Consider the following 25011-nt stretch of genomic DNA (forward strand, 5'->3'; position numbering starts at 1 on the left):
ATGAAGTTTGATTATAAAAAAACAACGTATGCCTGCTTTATCGGTTATATCGTGCAGGCGATCGTAAACAGTTTTGTACCGCTTTTATTTGTGACATTTCAGAAAAGTTATCAGATACCGCTGACACAGATCACACTGCTGATCACGATCAACTTTGTGATCCAGTTGTTAGTTGATCTGCTCTCAGCAGGATTTATAGATAGGATCGGTTATCGTGCATCGGTGATTATTGCACATATCTGTGCCGCTGTGGGACTGATACTGTTAACGGTTTTGCCGGAGGTACTGCCGGATCATTTTGCTGGAATTTTATGTGCAGTCGTAGTGTATGCGGTTGGAGGCGGACTGATCGAAGTTTTGATCAGCCCGATCGTTGAGGCTTGTCCGACCGACAATAAAGAGGCGGCAATGAGCCTGCTCCACTCGTTTTACTGCTGGGGCTGCACGGGTGTAGTCCTGCTGTCTACCATATTTTTTGCGGCTTTTGGCACTCGGAACTGGAAAATCCTTACTTTATTATGGACGATCATTCCGATCGCAAATATGATCCTTTTTACGAAAGTACCGATTTATAGCCTTCACGAGGAGGGCGAGACTGGTATGACTATGAAGGAACTATTCCGGGAAAAGGTATTCTGGATGCTGATGGTCATGATGGTCTGCTCCGGTGCCGCAGAACAGGCAGTCAGCCAGTGGGCATCCACCTTTGCGGAGCAGGGACTTGGTATCACAAAGACAGTCGGAGACTTGGTCGGTCCGATGTCATTTTCCATCCTGATGGGAACATCCCGTCTGATCTATGGAAAATATGGTGAAAAATTAAATCTCGACCGTTTCATGAAGTTGAGCTGTGCGCTCTGCATCCTTTCCTATCTTTGCATTTCCCTGATCCCGGTTCCAATGTTGGAACTTGTAGGCTGCGGGATCTGTGGATTTTCCGTTGGAATCCTTTGGCCGGGTACGTTCAGCAAAGCATCCGCTGCATTAAAACGCGGTGGAACTGTTATGTTTGCCCTGCTCGCCCTCGCCGGGGACTTGGGCTGTTCCGGCGGACCGACTCTGGTTGGATTTGTGTCGAGCGCATTTGAAAATAACTTAAGAATTGGAATATTTGCGGGCATCCTGTTTCCGGTGGTATTGCTGCTGGGGTTGGTGTTTGCGGGCAAAAAGGGAGAGAAACAGAAATAATAAATAAAATTTTTTACATGATTTACCAAACATGTTGTACTTACAACAGATTTTTTCTCTAAACTGTGTATACTATAAACCGTAACTATGGATTTACACAGCAAACCACAGAGGTGAACCCAACAATGTCAACATTAAAAAACCTGCCCACCGAAAAAGCCCAGCCCTTAGATCACCTGATTGATATCCGCGAGCACCAGGTAGTCAGCATGTCACTCTCAAACAGTGATCATGTGTGCATGACAATGCTTGCATTTGCAGACGGTGAGGATGTCCGGGAAGAAGAATATCCCGGAGATACCATGTATGTGCTGTTAGACGGTGAAGCATATATATACACGAAAGATCAGAACTATCCGCTGCAAAAAGGTGAAACGCTCATGATTCCGGAAGGCATTTCACATGGCGTGAAGGGAAACGGGGCATTTAAAATCATGCAGATTACCGTAACCGGTTAGGTATATGGGATATCTGTAAAATACAGATTTATAATGGTTTCAGTTTATTTTACGGACGGTAAGAATTTTTATAGCAGAGAAGAGGAAAAAATCATGGGAGAAAAATTAATCAAAAACGTAGAGCACAGAAAAGCATTTTGTCTGAAAGATCTTGTAGACTATGAAGCAGGAAAAGTAGCAAGCATGACACTTGCACAGCAGCCGGGTGTAGGCATGACAGTATTTGCATTTGATGCAGGTGAGGGTATCAGTGCACACGCAGCAGGCGGGGATGCGATGGTTCAGATCTTAGAGGGTAAAGCAGAGATCACGATCGACGGAGTGCCAAATATCGTAAAAGAAGGCGAGTCCATTATTATGCCAAAAGGTATTTCCCATGCGCTTAAGGCTGTGACACGTTTTAAAATGCTTCTTACAGTGGCTTTTTAGTGATTGTCAGGCAGCGCATTTAAAAAATCAGGAAAAATAAGACAGATGAACCGCCGCAGCAGGATATACTTATCTGGCCGGCGGAAAACAAAGATATGAAAAACCGTGCGGATTAAAATTACCGCACGGTTTTTTGGGATTAAATATTAATTTGTATATAGTTCATACGGATTTACAGTTTAAACTGTTTCATATCTGCAGAGAGCTTTGAAATATCATCAGCCAAAGCGGACACAAGCTCGGAAGATTGCCGAACAGCGGCATCCAGTTCCGTTGCCATAGCAGAAGTCTCTTCTGTGGAGGATGCATTGTCGGTTGCAAGCTGTGTCAAGGTATCGATACTCTCTGTGACAAGCTCACGCTGAGAATTGACATTCTGGATCTTTCCGGTAATGGTCTGGATGGACGCCATACAGGAATCAAGAGCACCTTTTAAGTCTTCAAACATCTGCTGTGTACTTTCAAGAGCTGCAACCTGTTCGTCGGAAGCCTCACTCATTTTCTTCATCAGTTCCATGGACTTTTCAGAATTCTGGCTCAGCTCACTGATGATGTTGTTGATTTCGCTGACAGTCTGTGCTGACTGGGTAGCAAGTCCGCCGATCTCCTCGGCGACAACTGCGAATCCACGTCCGGCTTCACCGGCTCTTGCTGCCTCAATGGAAGCGTTTAAAGAAAGCAGGTTGGTCTGGGATGCGATTTCGCTGATTAAGGTAGCTGCCTGACTGATCTTGTTGACAGAATCATTGGTCTGTGCTGTCTGGTTGTACATGGAATCAATATCAGTCTTGGTTGTAGAATTGACATCAATCAGTCTGTGTAAAGTTTCCATGGACTTATTGGAACGATCCTGCATCAGCTGTGCATTCTGATCAAGAGATTCCATTTCTGAGGAAGTATCTGCGATGCCATCGGCAATTTCAGCAATATTTTCAGAGGCACTTGAAGTTGATGCTGCCTGAGAGTTACTGTTTTGGGCAATTTCATTGATTGCAGCCGAAACGTTCTGGATAGATTCGTTCATGCTGTCGAAATTCTTTTTGAAATCCGAAACGGCAGACTGTAAATGAGAGGAAACCCCGTCAATGTTAGAGATAAGTCCAACGACTTCCTGCTGTGCAAGATCAAGCGCACCGGCTGTTTTACCAAGCTCATTTTTACTTGAAACACTGACTCCGGTAGTCAGATCTCCGGTTGACATTCTGTTTGCAAAATTCTGAATTTCAATCAAAGGTTTGCAGATGGTATTACCGAAAATACGGGATGCAATGAATGCGGCAACTGCAATAACCAGAGCGATGATGATCAGGACTGTGATCATAGTCTGATATTTTTCGTGAACTTCATTTTTTGCAATATCCATTTCGGCATCCATATCGTCTACATAGTTACCGGTGGAAACAACCCAGTTCCATGGAGTAAAAATCTGAGAGTATGCAATCTTTGGGGCAACAGTAACACCGTCTGCTTTGGTAAAGTAAAACTCGTTGAAGCCGCCGCCGTCGGAACCGGTAGAAACTTTCATGATCTCCTGAATGATCTTGATACCATTCTGGTCAGTTAGATCATAACGGTTATTTCCCTCCTGTTCGGTTAAAATCGGATGCATAACGAGGTTGTAGTCGGTGTCATCAATCCAGAAATATCCGCTTCCATCATCTCTGTAACGCATGTTGCGGACGATTTCTACTGCTTCTTTTTTTGCTTCATCTTCGGTCAGACCACCGTTTTGGAATTTGTCATATTCTGCCTGTAAAATGGCGATGACAGACTGTACCTGACTTTTGATCTCGGTATTGTACCCGTCTAACATGGCATTTTCATAGTTCTTATTTGCCATGGAGGTCATGGTGCTGATATTTGCGATAGAAATACTACCGATGACTACAGCAGATACGAGGACGAACAGAAGACACATTATTGTCAGTGAATTTTTAACACTTTTGCTTTTCATGGATATCAAGCTCCCTTTCCTAAGATTAATTACACTTATTTTACTATTTTTTGACAAAAAATGGTAGACATAAATTGCAAAAAATATGGTACTTTAGAAGCAAAATTATGAGAAATGGAGAAAAAGTGTAAAAAAAAGAAACACGAATATAAAATAAATCGTGTTTCCGTTTTGAAGAGCGGAGACGGAGGGATTCGAACCCTCGTGCCCCGGAGGGCTAACGCATTTCGAGTGCGCCCCGTTATGACCACTTCGATACGTCTCCAGATATGTTTTTGCAAATACTTGATTAGTATATCATATTTTGCATGATTTGCAAGAGAAAAGTGGTTGTTGTAAATATGGGGCGTATATGCTAGTATGTTAAGAGTTTCATAGAGAAGATAATTGGTGCCGGTCGTTTTTGAAATAGAATGTGTGCAGAGTGGGTAGTTTATTGCCAAAAGCATGTGGCTGTATGCAAAAGATGCCGTATTTTTAAATCAGGAACAGGCCGGTTAAAAGGGAAACAGGTGTGATTCCTGTACGATCTCGTCACTGTGATTAGGGAGTGCAGATTCTAAAGATAAGTCACTGATGTTTTTTGCATTTTTGTGCAATGCGTTGGGAAGGCGGAATCTGTGTGATGATCTTTCAGCCAGGAAACCTGCCAGTTGTCTGGTACAGGGAAATGATTTTCCCGGATCACGAGTAATTGGTCGTACCGTATAAACAGAGTGTTCGCAGAGCGTACATTCTATTATTCATGACAACAGAATGTCCGCAAAAGCGTACATTTTATTGTATGTGCAGACTTATTACTCCGCCGTATCATAAGGCGGAGTGTTTCTTTGTATGGGAAAATACTGTGAGCTATGAACAATACATTATATAAGATTAGTGTGAAAAACACATTTTCACACAGGAATGGAGAGTATTATGAAGAAAAGAACCATTGCGTTACTTACTACATTAGCACTTGCCACAGGCATGGTCGCAGGATGCGGAAGTAACAACACAGCAGCAGACACAGCAACAGACACAGTTAAGACTTCTGAGGCAGCTTCAGAGAAAACAGAAGCAACAGAAACAGTAGAGAGCACAGAAGTTGACGATCAGGCAGCCGCTGATCATGTCGCAGAACTGATCGATGCGATTTATGTTCAGACAAGAAATGACAATACAGATGCACAGTGTGCAGAAGCAAAAGAGGCATGGGATGCCCTGACAGATGCACAGAAAGAGTTAGTTTCCGGTGAAAATGCAGATTCTGATTATTTCGGAAGAGATACAGGAGATGCCACAAAGGATGATCCTTTAAATGAGGATAATATCGGAGAGAACGAACTTTTAGTAGTAAGTTTTGGTACATCTTTCAATGACAGCCGTGCAGAAGATATCGGCGGAATTGAAAAAGCACTCGAAGCAGCATATCCGGACTGGTCTGTAAGAAGAGCCTTTACAGCACAGATCATCATCAACCATGTTCAGGCAAGAGATGATGAGAAGATTGACAATGTGGATCAGGCATTAGAGAGAGCAGTTGATAACGGAGTAAAAAATCTTGTTGTCCAGCCGACACATCTGATGCATGGTGCAGAGTATGACGAGCTTGTAGAAGCACTTGATAATTATAAAGACAAATTTGAGACAGTAACCGTTGCAGAGCCATTACTTGGCGAAGTTGGATCAGATGCCACCGTGATCAATGAGGACAAGGCAAAAGTTGCAGAGGCGATCACAGCAGAGGCTGTAAAGACAGCAGGTTATGATTCCCTGGATGCTGCAAAAGAGGATGGTACAGCATTCGTATTTATGGGACATGGTACTTCCCATTCTGCAAAAGTAAGCTACAGCCAGATGGCAGCCCAGATGGAAGCGCTTTCCTATGATAATGTATTTATCGGAACTGTTGAGGGTGAGCCGGAAGATACATCCTGCGAAAATGTGATCGAGGCAGTAAAAGAAGCAGGTTATACAAAAGTTGTTTTAAGACCGCTTATGGTTGTTGCAGGAGATCATGCGAACAACGATATGGCAGGAGATGATGAGGATTCCTGGAAGAGCCAGTTTACAGCAAGCGGATATTTTGACAGCATTGATACACAGATTTCAGGACTTGGAAGAATCGACGCGATCGAGCAGATTTATGTAGATCATACAAAAGACGCAATCGATTCTTTAGGAGCACTTGAGTCAACATCCACCACAGAGAGTACCGTTGGTACTCTCGAGGATGGAACTTACACAGCAAAGTTTGATACCGACAGCAGTATGTTCCATGTAAATGAAGCAGACGAGGGACGTGGAATACTTACTGTACAGGATGGAACAATGACGATCCATATCAGCCTTGTATCAAAGAAGATCGTAAACCTTTTCGTTGGAACAGCAGACGATGCACAGAAAGATGGCGCTGCTATTTTAGAGCCTACAACTGACACTGTGAAATACAGTGATGGAACCAGTGAGGAAGTATACGGTTTTGATGTGCCGGTAGAAGCATTAGATGAAGAGTTTGATCTTGCAATCCTCGGCACAAAAGGCGAGTGGTACGATCATAAGGTAAGTGTTTCTGATCCACAGAAAGCAGATTAACTGATCCGGGCTGGTCGGTCAGATACAGACCTGGATATAGATGGAGAGATATATGAAGAAAAGAAAAGTGACTGCAGTGCTTTTAGCTGCAATGATGTGCATGCAGATCATTGCAGGATGCGGAACAAAAAATGATGCTGCCCAGACAGAGAGTAGTGTGGCTGCAACGGAAGATGCACAGGGAGCAGCAGGGGAAAATACACAGACAGCAGGACAGAATGCTACAGAGGAAAATGCAGGCGGCATGGCAGAGCAGAATGGAGCAGAAGAAAGCATCGCAGGAAAAGATGCCACAGAGCAGGCAGACAGTACAGAAGTTTCCGTCCCTGAGGATGGCGAATATACAGTGGATGTCACATTAGAGGGCGGCAGTGGAAAAGCAACCGTGGATTCACAGGCGAAAGTTACTGTAACGGATGGAGTGGCATATGCGACGATCACATGGAGCAGTACGCATTACGATTACATGATCGTGAACGGGGAGAAATATCTCAATGAAAATGAGGGTGGAAACTCTACATTCACATTTCCAATTGATGGAATCCCATGTGAGATGGATGTGATCGGTGATACGACGGCAATGAGTACACCGCATGAGATCGATTATACACTGACTTTCCGATTCCCGGAAACGGCTGATTTTACAGACTTAAACTGCAATGGGCGTATGGAGTTATCCTACGCCGATCAGTTTGAAGTAGAACAATATGGTGCTTATAAGCTGATTACGATCGTGGATAACGGTCGTTTTTTGCTTGTACCAAAAGGTGTGTCTGTACCAAAGAATGTGCCGGGGGATGTGACGGTTTTAGAGCAGCCGCTTGAAAATGTATATATGGTATCTAGTGCCGTGATGGACTTAGTCTGTCAGACGGGGGCGGTTTCCAATCTGAAATATACCGGAACCAAAGAAAAAGACTGGTATGTAAAGACAGCCGCAGATGCCATGGCAGAGGGAAAGCTGATCTATGCCGGAAAATACAGTGCACCGGATTACGAACTTTTACTTTCCGGGGGATGTACGTTTGCGATTGAAAATACGATGATCACACATAATCCGGAAGTGAAAGAGAAGTTAGAAGAACTTGGGATCAAGGTCATGATCGAGCGTTCCAGCTATGAAAAACATCCGCTGGGAAGACTCGAATGGATAAAACTTTTTGGCGTTTTGTTCGGAAGAGAACAGCAGGCCAAAGAGTTTTTTGATGCGCAGGTGGCGCATATAGAACCAATTTTAGAGAAAGAAAAAACAGGACTTTCCGTGGCATTTTTTGCAGTCGCATCCGATGGAACCGTCACCGTGCGCAAACCAAACGATTATGTGTCATCAATGATAGAACTTGCGGGCGGCACTTATTCCCTAAACGGCTATGTGGAGGAGGAAGAAAATGCGCTCTCCACATTGAAAATGCAGATGGAAGATTTTTATGCGGCCGAAAAAGATGCTGACATTCTTATTTATAATGGTACAATAGAAGGAGAATTGACATCGATTGCTGAACTGGTGCAGAAAAACAGCCTGTTTGCAGATTTTAAAGCCGTAAAATCAGGTCAGGTTTATACGACCGGCAGTAACTTTTATCAGCAGACGAGTGGAACCTGTGATTTTATCGAGGATCTGAATAAAGTTCTGACTGGAGATACCGATGCAGAGTATCGGTTTTTAAAGAAACTGGATTGATATTATGCCGCAAAGGAAATGGTGTCATAAAAGATAATGACTGGCAGATTGTACCAGGCTGAAGGTAGTTTTGTGGCTTTGGGAGAAAATTAGATCATGAAGAGAAGATATATTATTTCGTTTGTTATTGCATTTATCCTGTTGATGGCACTTTTTGTATGGAATGTTGCAGCAGGAAGTGTTGACATATCCACATCAGACCTGTTTGCAATCTTTGCAGGAAGTGGAAAAGATGAGACATTTTCGCAGATCGTGTGGAAAATCAGGCTGCCACGTATACTTGCTGCGATCCTGCTTGGAGGTGCTTTGTCGGTATCGGGATTTTTACTTCAGAGTTTTTTCCAGAATCCGATCGCAGGACCGTATGTGCTTGGAATTTCATCCGGTGCAAAGCTTGTAGTGGCACTTACCATGATTTTTCTGCTGGAAAAAGGGATCATGATCAGCTCCTTTGGCATGGTGGCGGCTGCATTTGTGGGTTCCATGCTCGCAATGGGATTTGTGCTGCTTATTTCGTTTCGTGTATCAAAAATGTCTCTGCTTGTAGTCTGCGGAATCATGATCGGTTATATCTGTTCTGCCATCACGGATTTCTGTGTTACGTTTGCGAGTGATTCGAATATCGTTAACCTTCACAACTGGTCAATGGGTAGTTTCTCCGGCATGACATGGGAAAATATAAAGATGATCGTCGTGATCGTTGGTGCAGCGGTTCTTGTGACATTTTGTCTGGCAAAACCGATCGGGGCATACCAGATGGGGGAGGCTTATGCCAGAAATATAGGTGTCAATGTAAAGGCGCTCCGGGTTACGATGATCCTTTTGTCGAGCCTGCTGTCTGCCTGTGTGACTGCGTTTGCAGGGCCGATCTCCTTTGTCGGGATCGCGGTGCCGCATCTGGTAAGGATGGCTACAAAGACAGCAAGACCGATTATTTTAATACCGGGGTGCTTTCTGTGCGGCGCAGTCGTGACACTTTTCTGTGATGGAATCGCAAGGACTGTGTTTGCACCGACAGAGATCAGCATCAGTTCTGTCACAGCGCTGTTTTTAGTTCCGGTTGTAATTGCGGCAATGTTGAGAAAACAGGAGGGGAGGTAGCGCATATGCAGGAAATCCGTACAGAGCATCTGACCGTCGGCTATGAGAAAAAGCCGCTGATCGGGGATGTGAATCTTTCTGTCCGGCCGGGAGAGATACTGACGTTGATCGGTCCGAATGGCTCTGGAAAATCCACAATTTTAAAAACGATCACCAAACAGCTAAAGAAACTGGACGGAACGGTGTTTTTGGGTGAAAACTCCATGGATGAGTTAAAAGACAGCCAGATTTCAAAACGGCTGTCCATGGTAATGACGGAACGGCTTCGCACGGAACTGATGAGTGGCAGGGAAGTAGTGGCTTCCGGGCGTTATCCCTACACGGGGCGATTTGGTATCCTCTCAAAAGAAGACTGGGTAAAAGTGGATGAGGCGATCGCACTCGTCCATGCGAAAGAGGTGCAGGATCAGGATTTTATGAAGATCAGTGACGGACAGCGCCAGCGTCTGATGCTTGCGCGTGCGATCTGCCAGGATACGAAGATACTGATCTTAGACGAGCCGACTTCTTATCTGGATATGGGGTTTAAGATGGATATTCTTACAAATATCCGTATGCTTGCAAGAGATAAAAAGATGGCAGTCATCATGTCGCTGCATGAACTTGATCTTGCGCAGAAGGTTTCCGATACGATCGCCTGTGTCAGAGGTGACCGCATCGACCGTGTCGGCACGCCGGAAGAAATTTTTGCCGGGACTTATGTGCAGGAGTTGTACGGAGTATCAGACAGAAGTTTTGATCCGGTAACAGGGCAGATCTTTTTGTGTGCGGGATATGAAAATGCAGAAGGTTTCCGGGAGCATAGTGCCGATAGCTGCCAGAACAAAGATTTTTGCAGTGACGATAAGATTTTAAATCCGGTCAGCCCGCAGGTGTTTGTGATCGGAGGTGCAGGCAGCGGAATCCCGGTATACAACAGACTGTGGCGCGAAGCTGTTCCGTTTGCGGCAGGAATCCTGCAGGAAAATGATGTAGAGTACAATGCAGCAGTGGCTTTAGCATCGGAAGTCGTGTCGGAAAAGGCATTTTTCCCGATTGGAATGGAAAAAGTGCAGGCAGCAAAACAGCTGATCGATCATTGCAAGACCTGCATCTGCACAGTGGAAGAGTTTGGACCGTTCAATGAGGCAAACAGGGAGCTGGCAGAGTATGCAAGGGGGATGGGGAAAATACATAACATGTGAGAACATGAGCCAAAAATCAGCCAATAAGAAAGAACATCGCAAAAAAGTTTGAATTATGTGTAGTATGGAAATAATAGAATTATACTTCAAAGTAAAATGAAACTATTTGAAGTGACTTTGAAGTTGACTTTGAAGTATGATTGAAATAAAATATAAAGCATATTAAAACTGTGTATAAAACCGGGGTGATAAGCGATGTATTTGGAAGAGATTGTAGAAAACGTCGAGTTGGAAAGTGATAAATGTGAATGTAAGAGCAGGTTGAATCGGGAAGATGTTGTGGGATGGCTGAAAAGCATTGCCGGATTTTCAAATGCTTCCGGAGGAGATTTTTATATCGGAGTCGAAGATAAAACAAATAAGCTGATAGGTTTTAACAGAAAAGAAGCTGACAATGAACGGAATTATTTTAATAATCAAGTGAACGAACATCTGTCACCGAGACCACAGATGAAAGTATCTTTTGTGCGTTATGAGGCAAACGGAAATGAACGATTTATTATACATGTGTATATACCGGAATCAGTTGTAAAGCCGGTCATTTTAAAGTATAAAAATATTCCGTCCATTTTTATGAGACGGGACGGATTTACAAATGGTGCAACCTACGAAGAGATTATAGAAATGAGTGTTAAAAGCAGGAACACACAGTTTGATCTTCTTTTGTCGGATAAAAAATACGAAGCAGAAAATTATAAGACGCTTCAGGAATTTTATGCATTGCATAATAATGGAAAAGAATTATCGGAAAAAGCTTTAATGTCGATGGGGTTTTATAATGAAAATGGGCTGCTTGTCAATGGTGCAGTGCTTTTTGGAGATGACTATCAGGGAAAAAAAACAGAGGTTGTATGTTCTGTGTTCTCAGGGTTTAATAAGGGAAGTGAGCGGATTGTTACAGTCAACCGTTTCCATGGAAATATAATTGCAGATATTAATTACATGATAGAATTTGTGGAACAGAGAATGAATCATTCCATGATAAAACTGGATAATACAAGAAAAAATATAGATGCATATCCAAAACGTGCATTGTTTGAAGGTGTGATCAATGCGGTTGCACATCGTGATTACTTTTTAGACGGAACACAGATTCAGATGGATATGTTTAAGGACAGATTGGAAATTTCTTCCCCAGGAGGTTTTTACATAGGTGAAAAAATTGGGAAAACGTATGATTTATCCGGAATCATTTCGAAAAGGAGAAATGAATTAATAACGTCTGTATTGGTAAACTGCAATGTTATGGAGGCAGCAGGGACAGGATTTGAGAAAATTATGGAAGAATATCAGAATGTCGATGAAACACATCGGCCATATATATATTCTTCATCAGATCATTTTACACTGGTGCTTCCGGATCTGACATATTCAGATGGAGTGGAAGACAGTGGTGTACCGAATATACTTTTTGCACCAGTACCAAATGGAACGGTCTATGATGAAAAGGTGTTATCATTTTGTTATTATCAGGCACGCAAGGTTTCCGAGATTGTATCGTATCTGGGAGTAAGTGATTCTACTTATTTCAGAAAACAGGTGTTGGAAAATCTGGTAGAAAATCAGTATCTGGAAAAAAATAAAGTTTCAAGGGCATCTTATTTTAAGACTAATCCGGAAATGGTAAGAATTCAATAAAAGTGTAGATTATATGAACAGTATATGCAGGGATATCTTCAAAGCCATTCATGAAGGAAAATGGCTGAAAATTGAATATCTGAACAAAGAAGGCAAACATACAAACTACTGGATCGGAATCCGGGATTTAGATCCACGTAACCGGACACTAAAAGTAGAAGGACTTCATCTGAACAGGTGCACGATTGAAGAATACGATAAAATTTATATTGATGCTATCCTGTCTACCGAGGTTATAGAAGGTTCTTATTGTCCGGAAAACAAACAGCTGACCGAAGACATTGCACTGCATCCGGAGCGTTATCAGAACCTTTTTGCAAACACGGCTAATTTAAAAATACTAAGTTATCTGGAAATGTGCAGCAAACTGGATGCCACGCCGTATACCACAGATTATGAGCTGGTGCATTATATAGATGGCGACCGGGTGCGTGACGGAGAGTACCAGTTGTCGGAGGAGCAGTTTAAGGAAATTGTGACGAACTTTCAGTGGAGGATGAGCCGGGAGGATAAACAGGGAAAGACACTCCATATAAAGAAGCTGGCGCTTAATATTTTAAGTATCCATACGAAAAAGGGTTTGTATGTACTTGCATACCGGAATCTGAATCTTGATGTGAGAAATAAAGCGTTTAAACCGGATGAGGATATCACGGTCTGCACGCAGTTTACCATAGGAGGAACACAGGAAAGTATCCGGAGATATTTAGATGCGGATGAATATGAACTGCTGTCCGATTTTGAAACAAATCTTGAAAAAATAAAAGATGCTATCGCAGAAAAAAGCAGAACAAAATCGGTTGTGGATGATATGCCCTATGTCATTGGACTTGGTATGGACTGTGTACTGAACCTGCATGAGGAATATAAGGCAATCCTTGATATGTACGAAAAAGAACAGATTACTTTTCCAATCCGTGCTTTTTTCGGAGATCTTTTAGAGCGGCCGCGAAGAACGAAAGCGTATCCGATCGCTCTGTTAAATCGCAATATCAATCTTGACCAGCTTCTTGCCATCAATAATGCCATGAAATATCCGCTTGCCTATATTCAGGGACCGCCGGGAACCGGCAAGACAAATACAATCTTAAATACGATCGTAACGGCGTTTTTTAATAATATGACGGTGTTGTTTGCATCCTACAATAATGTTCCCATAGACAACGTATTTGAAAAATTAAGTTCCCTGACCTATAAAGGAAAACGAATCGCATTTCCGGTATTACGCCTTGGAAACCAGGATAAGGTAAAAGAATGCATCCGCTATATTAATCAGCTTCGGAGAGAAGTGCAGGGAATTAAAGTGTTTTCGTCTACGTTAGACCGGCGGAAGGGTGACAGGATCGACCGTGCAAAACAGCTTTCCGGCAGATTAAAGGAGTATGAGGAAATCTTAGATCTGACAGAACGTAAAGAGACGCTGACACAGGTAATGGAATATCAGGAGCGGATGAAAAATGTCGCAACACTCTTTCATTTTCATGCAGATCTTCAGGGACGCCAGCTTCGGAATCTGGATGAAAAAATCAAAAAGATCGGTGAGATATCCGAGCAGGATGCGATGGTGCTCCTAGACCGTAATGAGGAAGAGTTTTATCAGTATCTATTTTATATGTCAGCAAAATACATTAAGGAGCTGGAAAGTAACAGATTTGGGGATCTGCGGGAAATTCTGGATGATGATGACGATCCGAATGAGCAGGCGGTGGCATTTAACAAGTATCTGCAGAAATCAGAGAACGTGAAAAAATTGCAGAAGGTATTTCCGATCATGATAACGACCTGCATTTCCGCCCATAAATTAGGGGAACCGGAACCACTGTTTGACATGACGATCATGGATGAGGCAAGCCAGTGCAATGTAGCAATTTCGTTAGTGCCCATTATCCGTGGCGAAAAACTGATGCTGGTGGGAGATCCGCAGCAGTTAAAGCCTGTGATCTTATTAGATGAGCTTACTAACCGCAGGCTGCGCAGAAAATACCATGTCGCAGATGAATATGATTACCGCGAAAATTCTATTTATAAGACTTATCTTGCCTGTGATGCGGTCAGTGATGAGATTTTGCTGCGCAATCATTACCGTTGTAATGAAAAAATTATCGACTTTAACAATAAAAAATATTATAACTCAAAGCTGCAGGTGCATTCTGACAGCAGGGAAAAACAGCCGCTTGTCTATGTAAATGTGGCTGGAGGTCAAAGTGACATCAAAAATACCTCACCCGCAGAAGTGGAAGAGATTATGCATTATGCAGCGGAAAATCAGGATAAAAGCATTGCTGTCATTACACCGTTTGTAAATCAGAGGATGTTGATTGAGCAGGGGATCAGAGAAAATGGATTTGAACATGTTGTGTGTGGGACGGTACATGCGTTTCAGGGAGATGAGAAGGACGTAGTGCTGTTTTCTACAGCACTCAGTGACCGGACCGGGAAAGGCACTTATGACTGGCTTAAAAATAATAAAGAGCTGATCAATGTCGCAACTTCGCGGGCGAAAGACAAGCTGATCCTTTTAGCAGACGAAAAGGAATTAGAACGTCTTCATCAGGGAAATGAGGATGATGACCTATACGAGCTGGTGCAATATGTGAAAACGAACGGTGAATCAAAGATCACGGAAAAACATGTCAGTTCGAGGGCACTTGGAATACAGCCGTTTTCCACAGAGACAGAAACTGCATTTTTAAAGAATCTGACACATGCGCTGGAAAATATCTGGCTCACCAGAAACAGATACACGATTCACAAAGAGGTCGCCATATCACAGGTGTTTAAGGAAAATGTCACTTACGATAACCTGTTTTATATGGGAAGATTTGATTTTGTTGTCTACGAAAAAAGAGGAAAACAGGAGATGCCTGTTTTTGCGATCGAACTTGACGGCAAGGAGCATTTTGAGGATGAGGTGGTGCGGGAGAGGGACAGACAGAAAAATGAAATCTGCAAAGCACACCATATGCAGATCATCCGCGTGGAAAATTCCTATGCGAGACGTTATCACTATATCAAAGAGATATTAAACGAATATTTTGCGAAGGCGAGATAAAAGTTTCCAAACATCCGGAAAAAAGTGGTATGATGTCTTTAGAAATCATCCAGCACAAAGGAGAAAATGAAACAATATGGAGAAAAAGAGCCGGGAATTGTTAGCACCGCATGTAGAAGAAGAATTGATGGACTATATTTTACATACGCCGGTAAAAATAGGTGAGAAGCTGCCAAATGAATTTGAGCTGGCAGAACTGTTTGGTGTTGGGCGGAGTACGGTACGTGAAACTGTAAAAAGCCTGGTTTCCAAAGGAGTGCTTGAAGTCCGCCGGGGGTCCGGAACCTATGTGATCGGGACAAACCGATTAGAGGATGATCCGCTTGGGCTTTCAAAGTTTACGGATAAATTTGAACTGGCGCTTGACCTTTGCAATGTGCGTCTGATGTTAGAGCCGGAGATTGCAATGTTAGCAAGCGAAAATGCCACGGACAAGGAAAAAGCAGAGTTAAAACGTCTGTGTGATGAGGTGGAAACACTTTATCTTGCAGGAGAGAACCACCTTCAGAAGGATGTGGAATTTCATACCTGCATTGCGCGCTGCAGCAAAAATAAAGTGATCGAAAAACTTGTGCCGATCATCCAGTCAGCGGTCATTACATTCGTGAATCTGACACACCGCCAGTTAAAAGAGGAGACGATCGATACGCACCGTGCGATCACGGATGCAATTTTAAGAGGGGACAGTGCAGGGGCAAAATATGCTATGATCATGCACCTTAATTATAATCGTCAGATGATTTTGAAAAAACAGGAAGAGGCGTTGAAAAAAGAGAATTAGATGCAAAGACGTCCTATGATCATCCACCAGGTGCTGATAATATAAGGCAATATCGGAAAAATACACAAAAAACAAGGCTGTTTTTAAGAGAAAAGCCTTGTTTTTTTGTCTAAAAAAGAGGTTTTAAAGAACTAGACATCAGATGTATTGACAAAAAATGCCCTGTAAAATAGAATAAACACAACGAAACATCAGACGTCATACGAAAGCTGATAAGGAGGTATATCATGGGTAACGTCGCAGAATTAGATACCACAAGACTGGTTATCGCAGCAATTATCGGACTGGCATTGTTGTTAGTTCTGATTATCAAATTTAAGGTTCATGCCATGCTTTCCATTTTAATCGGTGCGATTGCAATCGGACTGATCGCAGGAATGCCATTTGAAGAGATCGTAACAGCGGTCGATGATGGTATAGGAAACACGCTAAAAGGAATCGCTCTTTTGGTAGGACTAGGTTCCATGTTTGGTGCGATATTGGAAGCATCGGGTGGAGCACAGACGCTGGCAGTTACAATGGTAAAGAAATTTGGAGATGAGAAGGCTGCATGGGCGCTTGGAATCACCGGTCTTGTTATTTCCATCCCGGTATTTTTTGATGCAGGACTTATCATTTTAATTCCGCTGGCATTTTCTCTTGCCAAAAGAACAAAGAAATCATCCCTGTTTTATGCAATCCCGCTTTTAGCAGGACTTGCCGTGGGACATGCATTCATTCCGCCGACACCGGGACCGGTTTTAGTTGCTACCATGTTAAACGTGGAACTTGGCTGGGTTATTTTAGTCGGTGTATGCTGTGGATTTTTTGCGATGATCGTTGCAGGTCCGGTCTGGGGAGCAATCTGTGGGAAGAAATTTTATGTTCCGGTTCCGGAGCAGATCGCAAATCAGGAAGATATTGATGAATCCAAACTTCCGAGTTTTGCATCCGTTGTTACCATTATCATGATTCCTCTGGTACTTATCATATTAAAATCCGTTGCAGGAGTGGTACCGGCATTAGCAGGTGTACAGCCGCTGTTTAACTTTTTAGGACAGCCGTTTGCAGCACTCCTGATTGCAACATTAGCAGCAATGTTTATCCTTGGAACCAGACATGGTTATTCTATGGCAGAATTAGAGAAGATCCTCACAAAATCATTAGAGCCGACAGGACTGATCCTTCTTGTGACAGCATGCGGCGGTGTGCTTCGTTACATTTTACAGTATTCCGGTTTAGGTGAGATCATTGGTAATGCAGTCGCATCCGTAAATCTGCCGATCGTTGTTGTAGCATTTTTAGTTGCAGCACTTGTCAGAATCTGTGTAGGTTCTGCAACCGTAGCAATGACCATGGCAGCAGGAATCGTAGCAGCAATGCCAGAGATTGCATCCTTATCACCGATGTATCTTGCATGTGTGGTTGCAGCCGTTGCTGGTGGTGCGACAGTCTGCTCACACTTTAATGATTCCGGATTCTGGCTGGTAAGATCATTGATCGGACTTGATGAGAAAACTACTTTAAAAACATGGACAATCATGGAGACATTAGTTGGTGGAACCGGATTTATCGTAGCACTTATTATTTCTTTCTTTGTATAGAAGAAATGTGAAAAATAAACTTAAGATGCGCGAATGTAGCGCAGAAAATAGGGTTAGTGTGAAAAATACATTTTTCACATGTAGAATTTGTGCTTATGCACAAACCTGAGATGCGATGGACGGCAGCGCAGGAATGGAGATTAATATGGAATTAAGAAGTCAGAAAGTAAGAGAACTTGCACCGGAGATGGATCCGCTCCGCATGGGTATGGGATGGAAAGAGGAGGAGCTTTCCAAACCGCAGATCATCATAGAGAGCACTTATGGAAACAGTCATCCGGGTTCAAGTCATTTAAATATTTTTGTGGAAGAAGCAGTAAAAGGTGTTGACGAAAACGGCGGAAAAGCAGCGCGTTATTATGCGACAGATATGTGTGATGGCATGTCACAGGGACATGATGGAATCAATTATTCCTTAGCACACCGAGATGCGATTACCAACCTTGTGGAAGCACAGGCGAACGCAACAACTTTTGACGGCGGAGTGTTTATCGCAAGCTGTGATAAAGCAATGCCGGCGATGCTTATGAGTATCGGTCGTTTAAAAGAAATGAGTGCGATCGTTGTGACCGGCGGAGTTATGGAAGCAACCGTTGTAAAACCGGAATATGTAGAAAATGATCCGGGCTGCAAGATCAATGAGCTTTTAACTTTAGAGCAGATCGGAAAATTCAGCGCACAGTATGAGCGTGGTGAGATTCCGGAAGAACAGCTTCGTTATTACAAGCACAATGCATGTCCGAGCTGTGGCGCATGTTCCTTTATGGGAACTGCTTCAACGATGCAGGTTATGGCGGAGGCACTCGGACTGATGCTTCCGGGAACAGCGCTGATGCCGGCGACTGCACCGGAGTTAAAGCAGGCTGCTTATGATGCGGGAAAACAGTTGATGAAATTAGTCGAGATGGGCATTGCTGCAAAAGATATCGTTACGATGGAAAGCCTTGAGAATGCGATCATGGTACATGCAGCGATTTCAGGTTCTACCAATGCGGTTATGCACATTCCGGCAATCGCTCACGAATTTGGTTTTGAGATTGATGCAGATACATTTGACAGAATGCACCGCGGTGCGCATTATCTGTTGAACATCCGCCCGGCAGGAGACTGGCCGGCACAGTATTTTTACTATGCAGGCGGTGTGCCAAGAGTTATGGAAGAGATCAAGAGCATGCTGCATCTTGATGTGATGACAGTGACCGGAAAGACACTTGGCGAAAACTTAGAAGAGTTAAAGAAAAACGGTTTTTACGAACACTGTGATGCAATTTTAAAAGAAAAATCAGCACTGATCGGAAAAGAAATCAAACGTACCGATATCATCGCAGACTTTGACCATGCGATCGGTACGGATGGAAGTATTGCGATTCTGCGCGGCAACCTTGCACCGGAGGGAGCAGTCATCAAACACACTGCCTGTCCGAAAGAAATGTTCCATGCAAGATTAAATGCAAAACCTTATGACAGTGAGGAAGAAGCGATCGATGCGATCTTAAAGGGTAAAGTAGTTCCGGGGGATGCTGTATTTATCCGTTACGAGGGACCGAGAGGCAGCGGTATGCCGGAGATGTTCTACACCGGCGAGGCAATCTGTTCTGACCCGAAACTTGCAGCCAGCGTTGCACTGATCACAGACGGACGTTTTTCCGGCGCATCCAGAGGACCGGTCGTAGGACATGTATCTCCGGAGGCAGCAGCCGGCGGCCCGATCGCATTTGTGGAAGAGGGAGATCTCATTGAACTTGATGTTGCAAACCGCCGTCTTGCGATCGTAGGTGTGAAAGGTGAGGAAAAGACGGAGGAAGAAATAGCACAGATTTTAGAGGAGCGGAAAAAGAACTGGAAAGGATTTACCAGCAAATATAAACGTGGTCTGTTAAAACTGTATGCACAGCACGCGACCAGTGCGATGAAGGGTGCTTATATGGACTAAAAAGTATAACTTTTACAGAGCGGTATTGTACTTGTACGATATCCGCTCTGTTTTTCTATTTATATATCAACTAATGGTTGACGCACAAAAAGGAATAACAACTAGTACATGCTTGAAATAACAACTATTAGTTTTATAATGAAATTAGAAAAAACGAAATGGGGGATGCGAAATGTTTGATATCATGACAATGGCGGAGAACATTAAAACATACCGGAACAAAAGGGGAATAAACCAGTATGAATTTGCAGAAAAATTAGGGATCAGCCCGCAGGCAGTATCGAAGTGGGAGTGCGGGCAGTCCTGTCCGAGTATCGAGAATCTCTGTGTAATTTCAGAGATTTTAGATGTATCCATTGATACACTGATCGGAGAGAGCAGTGAAGGCGAAAAGATGATGATCGGAATTGACGGGGGAGGAACAAAAACCGAGTTTGTCTTATTTTCTGAGAGTGGACGGATCTTAAACCGGATCGTATTAGACGGCTGCAATCCGAATACGGTAGGAATGGAGGAGGCAATGAACATCCTGCAGCTTGGCATTGATACGCTCATGAAGATCAAAGGGAAGATCAGCGGAATCTTTGTGGGTGCTGCAGGATTAGATTCCGGAAACAATACATCAAAGATCAAAAAGATGTTAAAAGAAAAATATCCGAAAGTAAAAATCCAGTGCGAAAATGACATCTATAACGTCATTGCCTGTGGAAAAAATCTTGACCGGTGTGTGGCTGCAATCAGCGGAACCGGAATGATCATTTACGCAAACCAGAATGGAAATTTAAAGCATTTTGGCGGGCGCGGCTATCTGCTTGATAAAGGCGGCAGCGGCTACCACATCGGACGGGATGCGATCTGTGCAGCGCAGGATGCAAGGGACGGGATCGGAGAACATACGATACTGACGGATCTTGTTGAGGAAAAATTAGGGAATACGGTATGGGAGAGCATCCAGGACATCTACAGTAAAAACCAGTCCTATATTGCTTCGTTTACGCCGTGCGTATTTCTGGCATATGAAAATGGGGATAAAATCGCCGAGCAGATTTTAAAGAACAATGCAGCATGTTTAGCGGAACTTATCAATTTTGCCGTGGATCATTATGATATCGGAAAATATGTGGTTGCATCCGGCGGAATTTTAAAACAGAAACCGGCATTCCGGGAAATGCTAAAAGAGATGCTGCATCCGGATATTGAATTAGACGTTCCGGACTATCCGCCGGTATATGGCGCATGTATCATGTGCTGCCTGTTATGTGGGGTTGATACAAAGCCGGTAAAAGAACGTTTTATGATGTCATATGATTCATACCAGTAGGGAGAGGGAGGAAAATAACATGAGAATTATTAAAGTGAAAAACTATGATGAGGTTTCTGTAAAGACAGCAAATTTGATTTTAGGACAGGTAAATTTAAAACCGGATGCGGTTTTAGGACTTGCTACCGGCGGTTCACCGGTAGGTGCATATCAAAAAATCGTGGAAGCATACAATAGGGGGGAAGTTGATTTTTCACAGATCACAACGATCAATCTCGATGAGTACAGAGGAATCAAAAGAAACCACGAACAGAGCTACTGGAGTTTTATGCAGGAAAATCTGTTTAAACATGTAAATGTAAGGGAAGACCACATTTTCATTCCAAACGGAGAAAATCTTAACAGTGAGGAAGTCTGCAGGGAATATGACAAGATCATCGAAATTGCCGGTGGTATTGATATGCAGCTTCTTGGAATTGGCCTGGACGGACATATCGGTTTTAACGAACCGGCGGATCATTTTGAAAAAAATACACACTGTGTGGAACTGACGGAGAGCACGATCGAGGCAAACAAGAGATTTTTTGAGAGTAAGGATGAAGTTCCGCGTCAGGCATATACCATGGGCATCCTGCCAATCGTACAGGCAAAGAAAGTCATCATGATCGCAAATGGGAAAAATAAGGCGGATATCATCAAAAAAGCATTTACCGGACCGGTCACACCGGAAGTCCCGGCATCCATTCTGCAGATGCATCCGGATTTCACACTGATCGCAGATGAAGAAGCGCTTACTGAGATCTAAAAGAAGCGGCGGAATGGAGATTAGTGTGAAAAATACATTTTTCACATGCAAGATTTAACTTGTGATGCGCTTAAAAGCAGCGCAGGAATGGAGATTAATTATGATCATCAAAAATGCAATGGTTTATACATCAGACCACAGGTTTGAAAAGAAGGATATCAGAATTAAAGACGAGCGCATTGCAGAGATTGCAGAGCATGGTGCACTGGAAGCCACAGAGGAGGATGTGGTTGATGGAGCGGAAATGTATGCAATACCGGGACTTGTGGATATCCATTTCCATGGAGCGGTAGGTTATGATTTTTGTCAGGCATCGAAAGAGGAATTGTTAAAAATAGCGGAGTATGAAGCAAAAAACGGTGTTCTTGCAATCTGTCCGGCAACCATGTCTTATAATGAAGAAATTTTAGGACATATCATGGATAAGGCAGCGGACTATCAGGAAGATACGGGAGCAGATTTAGTCGGCATCAATATGGAAGGACCATTTATCAATATAAAAAAAGCCGGTGCACAGAACCCGGAATACATCATGCCGGCGGATAAAGAAATGTTTCTGCGTCTGCAGGAAAGAAGCGGCGGACTGATCAGGCTGGTAGACATCGCACCGGAGGGAGAGGGCGCCATGGAATTTATTGAGCAGTGCCATGACAAAGTAAAAATCTCCATTGCACATACCTGTTGTGATTATGATACGGCGTGTAAGGCATTAAAAAAAGGTGCAAGCCACATGACACACCTCTATAATGCCATGCCTGGAATCAATCACAGGGAACCGGGACCAGTCATAGCGGCACTTGAGGCGGGGGCAGAGGTGGAGCTGATCGCAGACGGCATCCATATCCATCCGGCGATGGTGAGAACCACATTCCGCATCTTCGGGGCAGATAAAGTGATACTGATTTCTGACAGCATGGAAGCAACAGGACTTTTAGACGGAGATTACCAGCTTGGTGGACAGGATGTGACCGTAAAAGGGAAAAAAGCAGTCCTGACAAAAGATCCGGGTGTCATTGCGGGCAGTGTCACAAATCTGTTTGACTGCATGAAAAACTGTGTGCAGAACATGGGAATCCCACTTGAAGTGGCAGTGTTAGCGGCAACGGAAAATCCGGCAGGAGCCATTGGTGTGGAGGAAGATTATGGTAAGATCGCAGTTGGCAATTATGGAAATGTGCTGTTGCTGGATCAGAAATTAAACATCAGAAATATCATTCAAAAAGGTAGAATAATGTCAATATAAAGAATATAAATATGGTAAAAAGTGCATGATTTTTACATTTTTTTAGTAATTTTTCGTGATATTCGGGCAGAGTCTTGAACTTGCAGATATTTAATAGTATAATCACTTAAGCTAAAAAAATTTTAAGTGATTAAAAATTTATTTACAGATGAAAATGCGTGTTTTTATGGAAAGCACATTTTCTCTGAAAAACAAGGAGGACATTATGATTACCTGGAACAACTTAGATACCCTTGATTCTTATAAGGAACTTTCAAAGGCTTCCCGTGTAAACCTTGCAGAAGTAATGTCAGGCGAGAACGGTGCAGAGCGTGTAAAAAATTACAGCATTCCTATGGCGGAGGGCTTTTCTTACAATTATGCAGCAAAAGCTGTTGATGATGACGTGCTTGATGCACTCGTAAAACTTGCAAAAGAGGCACAGCTTGCAGAGAAGTTTAAGGCTCTCTACAATGGAGAAGTTGTAAATACCGGTGAAAAACGTCTGGTACTTCATCATATGACACGTGGACAGCTCGGTGATGCTGTAAACGCTGATGGCGTGGACAAACGTGCTTTTTATGTAGAGCAGCAGAACAGAATCGCTGATTTTGCAAACAAAGTACATGCAGGTGAGATCACCAATGCAGCAGGTGAGAAGTTTACAACAGTTGTTCAGATCGGTATCGGTGGCAGTGACCTCGGTCCTCGCGCAATGTATCTTGCATTAGAAAACTGGGCAAAGAAAAATAATACTTTTAAAATGGAAGCAAAATTCATCAGCAATGTTGATCCGGATGATGCAGCAGCAGTTTTAAATTCCATCGATGTGGCTCATTCTATCTTCGTACTGGTTTCTAAATCAGGTACCACACTTGAAACACTGACAAATGAATCTTTTGTAAAAGACGCATTAAAGAAAGCAGGACTTGATGCTTCGAAACACATGATCGCAGTTACCAGTGAGACATCTCCACTGGCAAAGAGCGATGATTATCTGGCAGCTTTCTTTATGGATGATTATATCGGCGGACGTTTCTCTTCCACATCTGCAGTCGGCGGTGCTGTTTTATCACTTGCATTCGGACCGGAAGTATTTGCACAGTTCTTAGAGGGTGCAGCCGCTGAGGATAAACTTTCTGCAAATGAAGACGTATTAAAGAACCCGGAGATGCTCGATGCTTTGATCGGTGTATATGAGCGTAACGTATTAGGTTATCCTTGCACCGCAGTATTGCCATATTCCCAGGCATTAAACCGTTTCCCGGCACATTTACAGCAGCTTGACATGGAGTCAAACGGTAAATCTGTAAACCGTTTCGGTGAACCTGTAAACTATCCGACAGGTCCGGTAATCTTTGGTGAGCCGGGAACCAACGGACAGCATTCTTTCTATCAGTTATTACATCAGGGAACAGATATTGTTCCGTTACAGTTTGTTGGATTTAAAAATAACCAGATCGGAACTGATGTTGTGATCCAGGACAGCACAAGCCAGCAGAAACTCTGTGCAAACGTTGCAGCACAGATCGTTGCATTTGCATGTGGTAAATCTGATGAAAACCGCAACAAGAATTTTGAGGGCGGACGTCCATCCAGTATCATCATTGGTGATCAGGTAAATCCTGGTTCCCTCGGTGCATTATTGGCACATTTTGAGAACAAGATCATGTTCCAGGGATTCTTATGGAATGTAAACAGCTTCGACCAGGAAGGTGTTCAGCTTGGTAAAGTCCTTGCAAAACGTGTTCTTGCACATGAGACAGACGGTGCACTGAAAGTATTTAGTGATCTGCTGAATATCTAGTAGATACGGATGATGGTGTAAACTTGGGATTCTATGTAATTTAGGATTACATGTAATTTAGGCTTACATATAATTTGGGATTACATGTAATTTGAGATTACATGTAATTTGAGATTACATGCAGTTTGTCAGTGAATACAATTTCAGATGAAGTAAAAATGCTCTTTTCTAAGCAGGCGGGTAAATGTCTCTCAGAAGAGGGCATTTTTTGTGTTGTGGGATTTTTTATAATGCGCAAAGCAATCAGGCATTGAATTGTTCCAATCCAGCAATTATAATGAAAGACATTAGTTGCTGATGGAAAAGGATGGTTTTGAGATCATCATAAGAAATATTTTTTTGAAACCATGATTTGGA

General features: G+C 43.1%; 16 protein-coding genes, 1 tRNA gene, 1 pseudogene and 1 riboswitch. Of the genes and pseudogenes, 16 read left to right on the top strand and 2 right to left on the bottom strand.

Annotation, left to right across the window (positions count from 1 at the left end):
* The 3 genes from H8S51_RS02095 (at position 1) to H8S51_RS02105 (ending at position 2075) form a co-directional block, all read left to right on the top strand.
* Positions 1–1188: an MFS transporter gene (locus H8S51_RS02095; RefSeq protein WP_186899925.1), complete on the top strand. Its 1188-nt coding sequence runs from the start codon at positions 1–3 to the stop codon at positions 1186–1188.
* Between the two features lie 125 nt (positions 1189–1313).
* Complete coding sequence (locus H8S51_RS02100) at positions 1314–1646, top strand: cupin domain-containing protein (protein ID WP_186899926.1); 333 nt, start codon at positions 1314–1316, stop codon at positions 1644–1646.
* Between the two features lie 93 nt (positions 1647–1739).
* Positions 1740–2075, top strand: coding sequence for a cupin domain-containing protein (locus H8S51_RS02105; protein WP_186899927.1), 336 nt, complete (start codon positions 1740–1742; stop codon positions 2073–2075).
* A gap of 172 nt (positions 2076–2247) precedes the next feature.
* Here H8S51_RS02105 and H8S51_RS02110 read toward each other — a convergent pair whose 3' ends face one another.
* The gene (locus H8S51_RS02110; RefSeq protein ID WP_186899928.1) at positions 2248–4029 is read right to left on the bottom strand and encodes a methyl-accepting chemotaxis protein; all 1782 of its coding nucleotides are present in this window, start codon (positions 4027–4029) and stop codon (positions 2248–2250) included.
* Between the two features lie 179 nt (positions 4030–4208).
* Positions 4209–4294: transfer RNA gene (locus tag H8S51_RS02115), tRNA-Ser, on the bottom strand.
* Between the two features lie 209 nt (positions 4295–4503).
* Positions 4504–4697: riboswitch (cobalamin riboswitch) on the top strand.
* A gap of 250 nt (positions 4698–4947) precedes the next feature.
* Between H8S51_RS02115 and H8S51_RS02120 the strand changes: the two are divergent.
* The 13 genes and pseudogenes from H8S51_RS02120 to H8S51_RS02180 form a co-directional block, all read left to right on the top strand.
* Positions 4948–6189 (top strand): annotated as a pseudogene (locus tag H8S51_RS02120) (sirohydrochlorin cobaltochelatase); the annotation flags it as partial.
* Positions 6190–6658: 469 nt separating this feature from the next.
* Positions 6659–8287 (top strand): ABC transporter substrate-binding protein, encoded by a 1629-nt coding sequence (locus H8S51_RS02125; RefSeq protein WP_241070855.1) that lies wholly within the window; start codon positions 6659–6661, stop codon positions 8285–8287.
* A gap of 96 nt (positions 8288–8383) precedes the next feature.
* A complete protein-coding gene (locus H8S51_RS02130) occupies positions 8384–9388 on the top strand; it encodes a FecCD family ABC transporter permease (RefSeq protein WP_186899931.1) in 1005 nt (334 codons plus the stop codon).
* Between the two features lie 5 nt (positions 9389–9393).
* Positions 9394–10572, top strand: a complete 1179-nt coding sequence (locus H8S51_RS02135; protein ID WP_186899932.1) for an ABC transporter ATP-binding protein — start codon at positions 9394–9396, stop codon at positions 10570–10572.
* 195 nt (positions 10573–10767) lie between these two features.
* Complete coding sequence (locus tag H8S51_RS02140; protein WP_186899933.1) at positions 10768–12210, top strand: ATP-binding protein; 1443 nt, start codon at positions 10768–10770, stop codon at positions 12208–12210.
* 13 nt (positions 12211–12223) lie between these two features.
* Positions 12224–15262 carry an AAA domain-containing protein gene (locus H8S51_RS02145; protein WP_117920164.1) on the top strand — a complete coding sequence of 1013 codons (3039 nt, stop codon included), beginning with the start codon at positions 12224–12226 and terminating at the stop codon, positions 15260–15262.
* A 76-nt stretch (positions 15263–15338) separates the two neighbouring features.
* Positions 15339–16043, top strand: a complete 705-nt coding sequence (locus H8S51_RS02150; RefSeq protein WP_117920162.1) for a FadR/GntR family transcriptional regulator — start codon at positions 15339–15341, stop codon at positions 16041–16043.
* 227 nt (positions 16044–16270) lie between these two features.
* Positions 16271–17626 carry a GntP family permease gene (locus H8S51_RS02155; RefSeq protein WP_117920160.1) on the top strand — a complete coding sequence of 452 codons (1356 nt, stop codon included), beginning with the start codon at positions 16271–16273 and terminating at the stop codon, positions 17624–17626.
* Positions 17627–17771: 145 nt separating this feature from the next.
* On the top strand, positions 17772–19559 hold the full coding sequence (gene ilvD / locus H8S51_RS02160; protein ID WP_186899934.1) for a dihydroxy-acid dehydratase: 1788 nt from the start codon (positions 17772–17774) through the stop codon (positions 19557–19559).
* Positions 19560–19731: 172 nt separating this feature from the next.
* The gene (locus tag H8S51_RS02165) at positions 19732–20880 is read left to right on the top strand and encodes a BadF/BadG/BcrA/BcrD ATPase family protein (RefSeq protein WP_186899935.1); all 1149 of its coding nucleotides are present in this window, start codon (positions 19732–19734) and stop codon (positions 20878–20880) included.
* A gap of 19 nt (positions 20881–20899) precedes the next feature.
* On the top strand, positions 20900–21625 hold the full coding sequence (nagB, locus tag H8S51_RS02170; RefSeq protein WP_186899936.1) for a glucosamine-6-phosphate deaminase: 726 nt from the start codon (positions 20900–20902) through the stop codon (positions 21623–21625).
* Positions 21626–21725: 100 nt separating this feature from the next.
* Positions 21726–22868 carry an N-acetylglucosamine-6-phosphate deacetylase gene (gene nagA / locus H8S51_RS02175; RefSeq protein ID WP_117920154.1) on the top strand — a complete coding sequence of 381 codons (1143 nt, stop codon included), beginning with the start codon at positions 21726–21728 and terminating at the stop codon, positions 22866–22868.
* A gap of 205 nt (positions 22869–23073) precedes the next feature.
* Positions 23074–24654, top strand: a complete 1581-nt coding sequence (locus H8S51_RS02180; RefSeq protein ID WP_117920303.1) for a glucose-6-phosphate isomerase — start codon at positions 23074–23076, stop codon at positions 24652–24654.
* The last annotated feature ends 357 nt before the right edge of the window (positions 24655–25011 follow it).

The sequence above is a fragment of the Roseburia rectibacter genome (assembly GCF_014287515.2).
GTDB classification, from domain to species: domain Bacteria; phylum Bacillota; class Clostridia; order Lachnospirales; family Lachnospiraceae; genus Roseburia; species Roseburia rectibacter.

Excerpts from the sequence above, each read along its gene's own strand:
- H8S51_RS02095 (WP_186899925.1), top strand. The coding sequence starts at position 1 with ATGAAGTTTGATTATAAAAAAACAACGTATGCCTGCTTTATCGGTTAT.
- H8S51_RS02100 (WP_186899926.1), top strand. The coding sequence starts at position 1,314 with ATGTCAACATTAAAAAACCTGCCCACCGAAAAAGCCCAGCCCTTAGAT.
- H8S51_RS02105 (WP_186899927.1), top strand. The coding sequence starts at position 1,740 with ATGGGAGAAAAATTAATCAAAAACGTAGAGCACAGAAAAGCATTTTGT.
- H8S51_RS02110 (WP_186899928.1), bottom strand. The coding sequence starts at position 4,029 with ATGAAAAGCAAAAGTGTTAAAAATTCACTGACAATAATGTGTCTTCTG.
- H8S51_RS02125 (WP_241070855.1), top strand. The coding sequence starts at position 6,659 with ATGAAGAAAAGAAAAGTGACTGCAGTGCTTTTAGCTGCAATGATGTGC.
- H8S51_RS02130 (WP_186899931.1), top strand. The coding sequence starts at position 8,384 with ATGAAGAGAAGATATATTATTTCGTTTGTTATTGCATTTATCCTGTTG.
- H8S51_RS02135 (WP_186899932.1), top strand. The coding sequence starts at position 9,394 with ATGCAGGAAATCCGTACAGAGCATCTGACCGTCGGCTATGAGAAAAAG.
- H8S51_RS02140 (WP_186899933.1), top strand. The coding sequence starts at position 10,768 with ATGTATTTGGAAGAGATTGTAGAAAACGTCGAGTTGGAAAGTGATAAA.
- H8S51_RS02145 (WP_117920164.1), top strand. The coding sequence starts at position 12,224 with ATGAACAGTATATGCAGGGATATCTTCAAAGCCATTCATGAAGGAAAA.
- H8S51_RS02150 (WP_117920162.1), top strand. The coding sequence starts at position 15,339 with ATGGAGAAAAAGAGCCGGGAATTGTTAGCACCGCATGTAGAAGAAGAA.
- H8S51_RS02155 (WP_117920160.1), top strand. The coding sequence starts at position 16,271 with ATGGGTAACGTCGCAGAATTAGATACCACAAGACTGGTTATCGCAGCA.
- ilvD (WP_186899934.1), top strand. The coding sequence starts at position 17,772 with ATGGAATTAAGAAGTCAGAAAGTAAGAGAACTTGCACCGGAGATGGAT.
- H8S51_RS02165 (WP_186899935.1), top strand. The coding sequence starts at position 19,732 with ATGTTTGATATCATGACAATGGCGGAGAACATTAAAACATACCGGAAC.
- nagB (WP_186899936.1), top strand. The coding sequence starts at position 20,900 with ATGAGAATTATTAAAGTGAAAAACTATGATGAGGTTTCTGTAAAGACA.
- nagA (WP_117920154.1), top strand. The coding sequence starts at position 21,726 with ATGATCATCAAAAATGCAATGGTTTATACATCAGACCACAGGTTTGAA.
- H8S51_RS02180 (WP_117920303.1), top strand. The coding sequence starts at position 23,074 with ATGATTACCTGGAACAACTTAGATACCCTTGATTCTTATAAGGAACTT.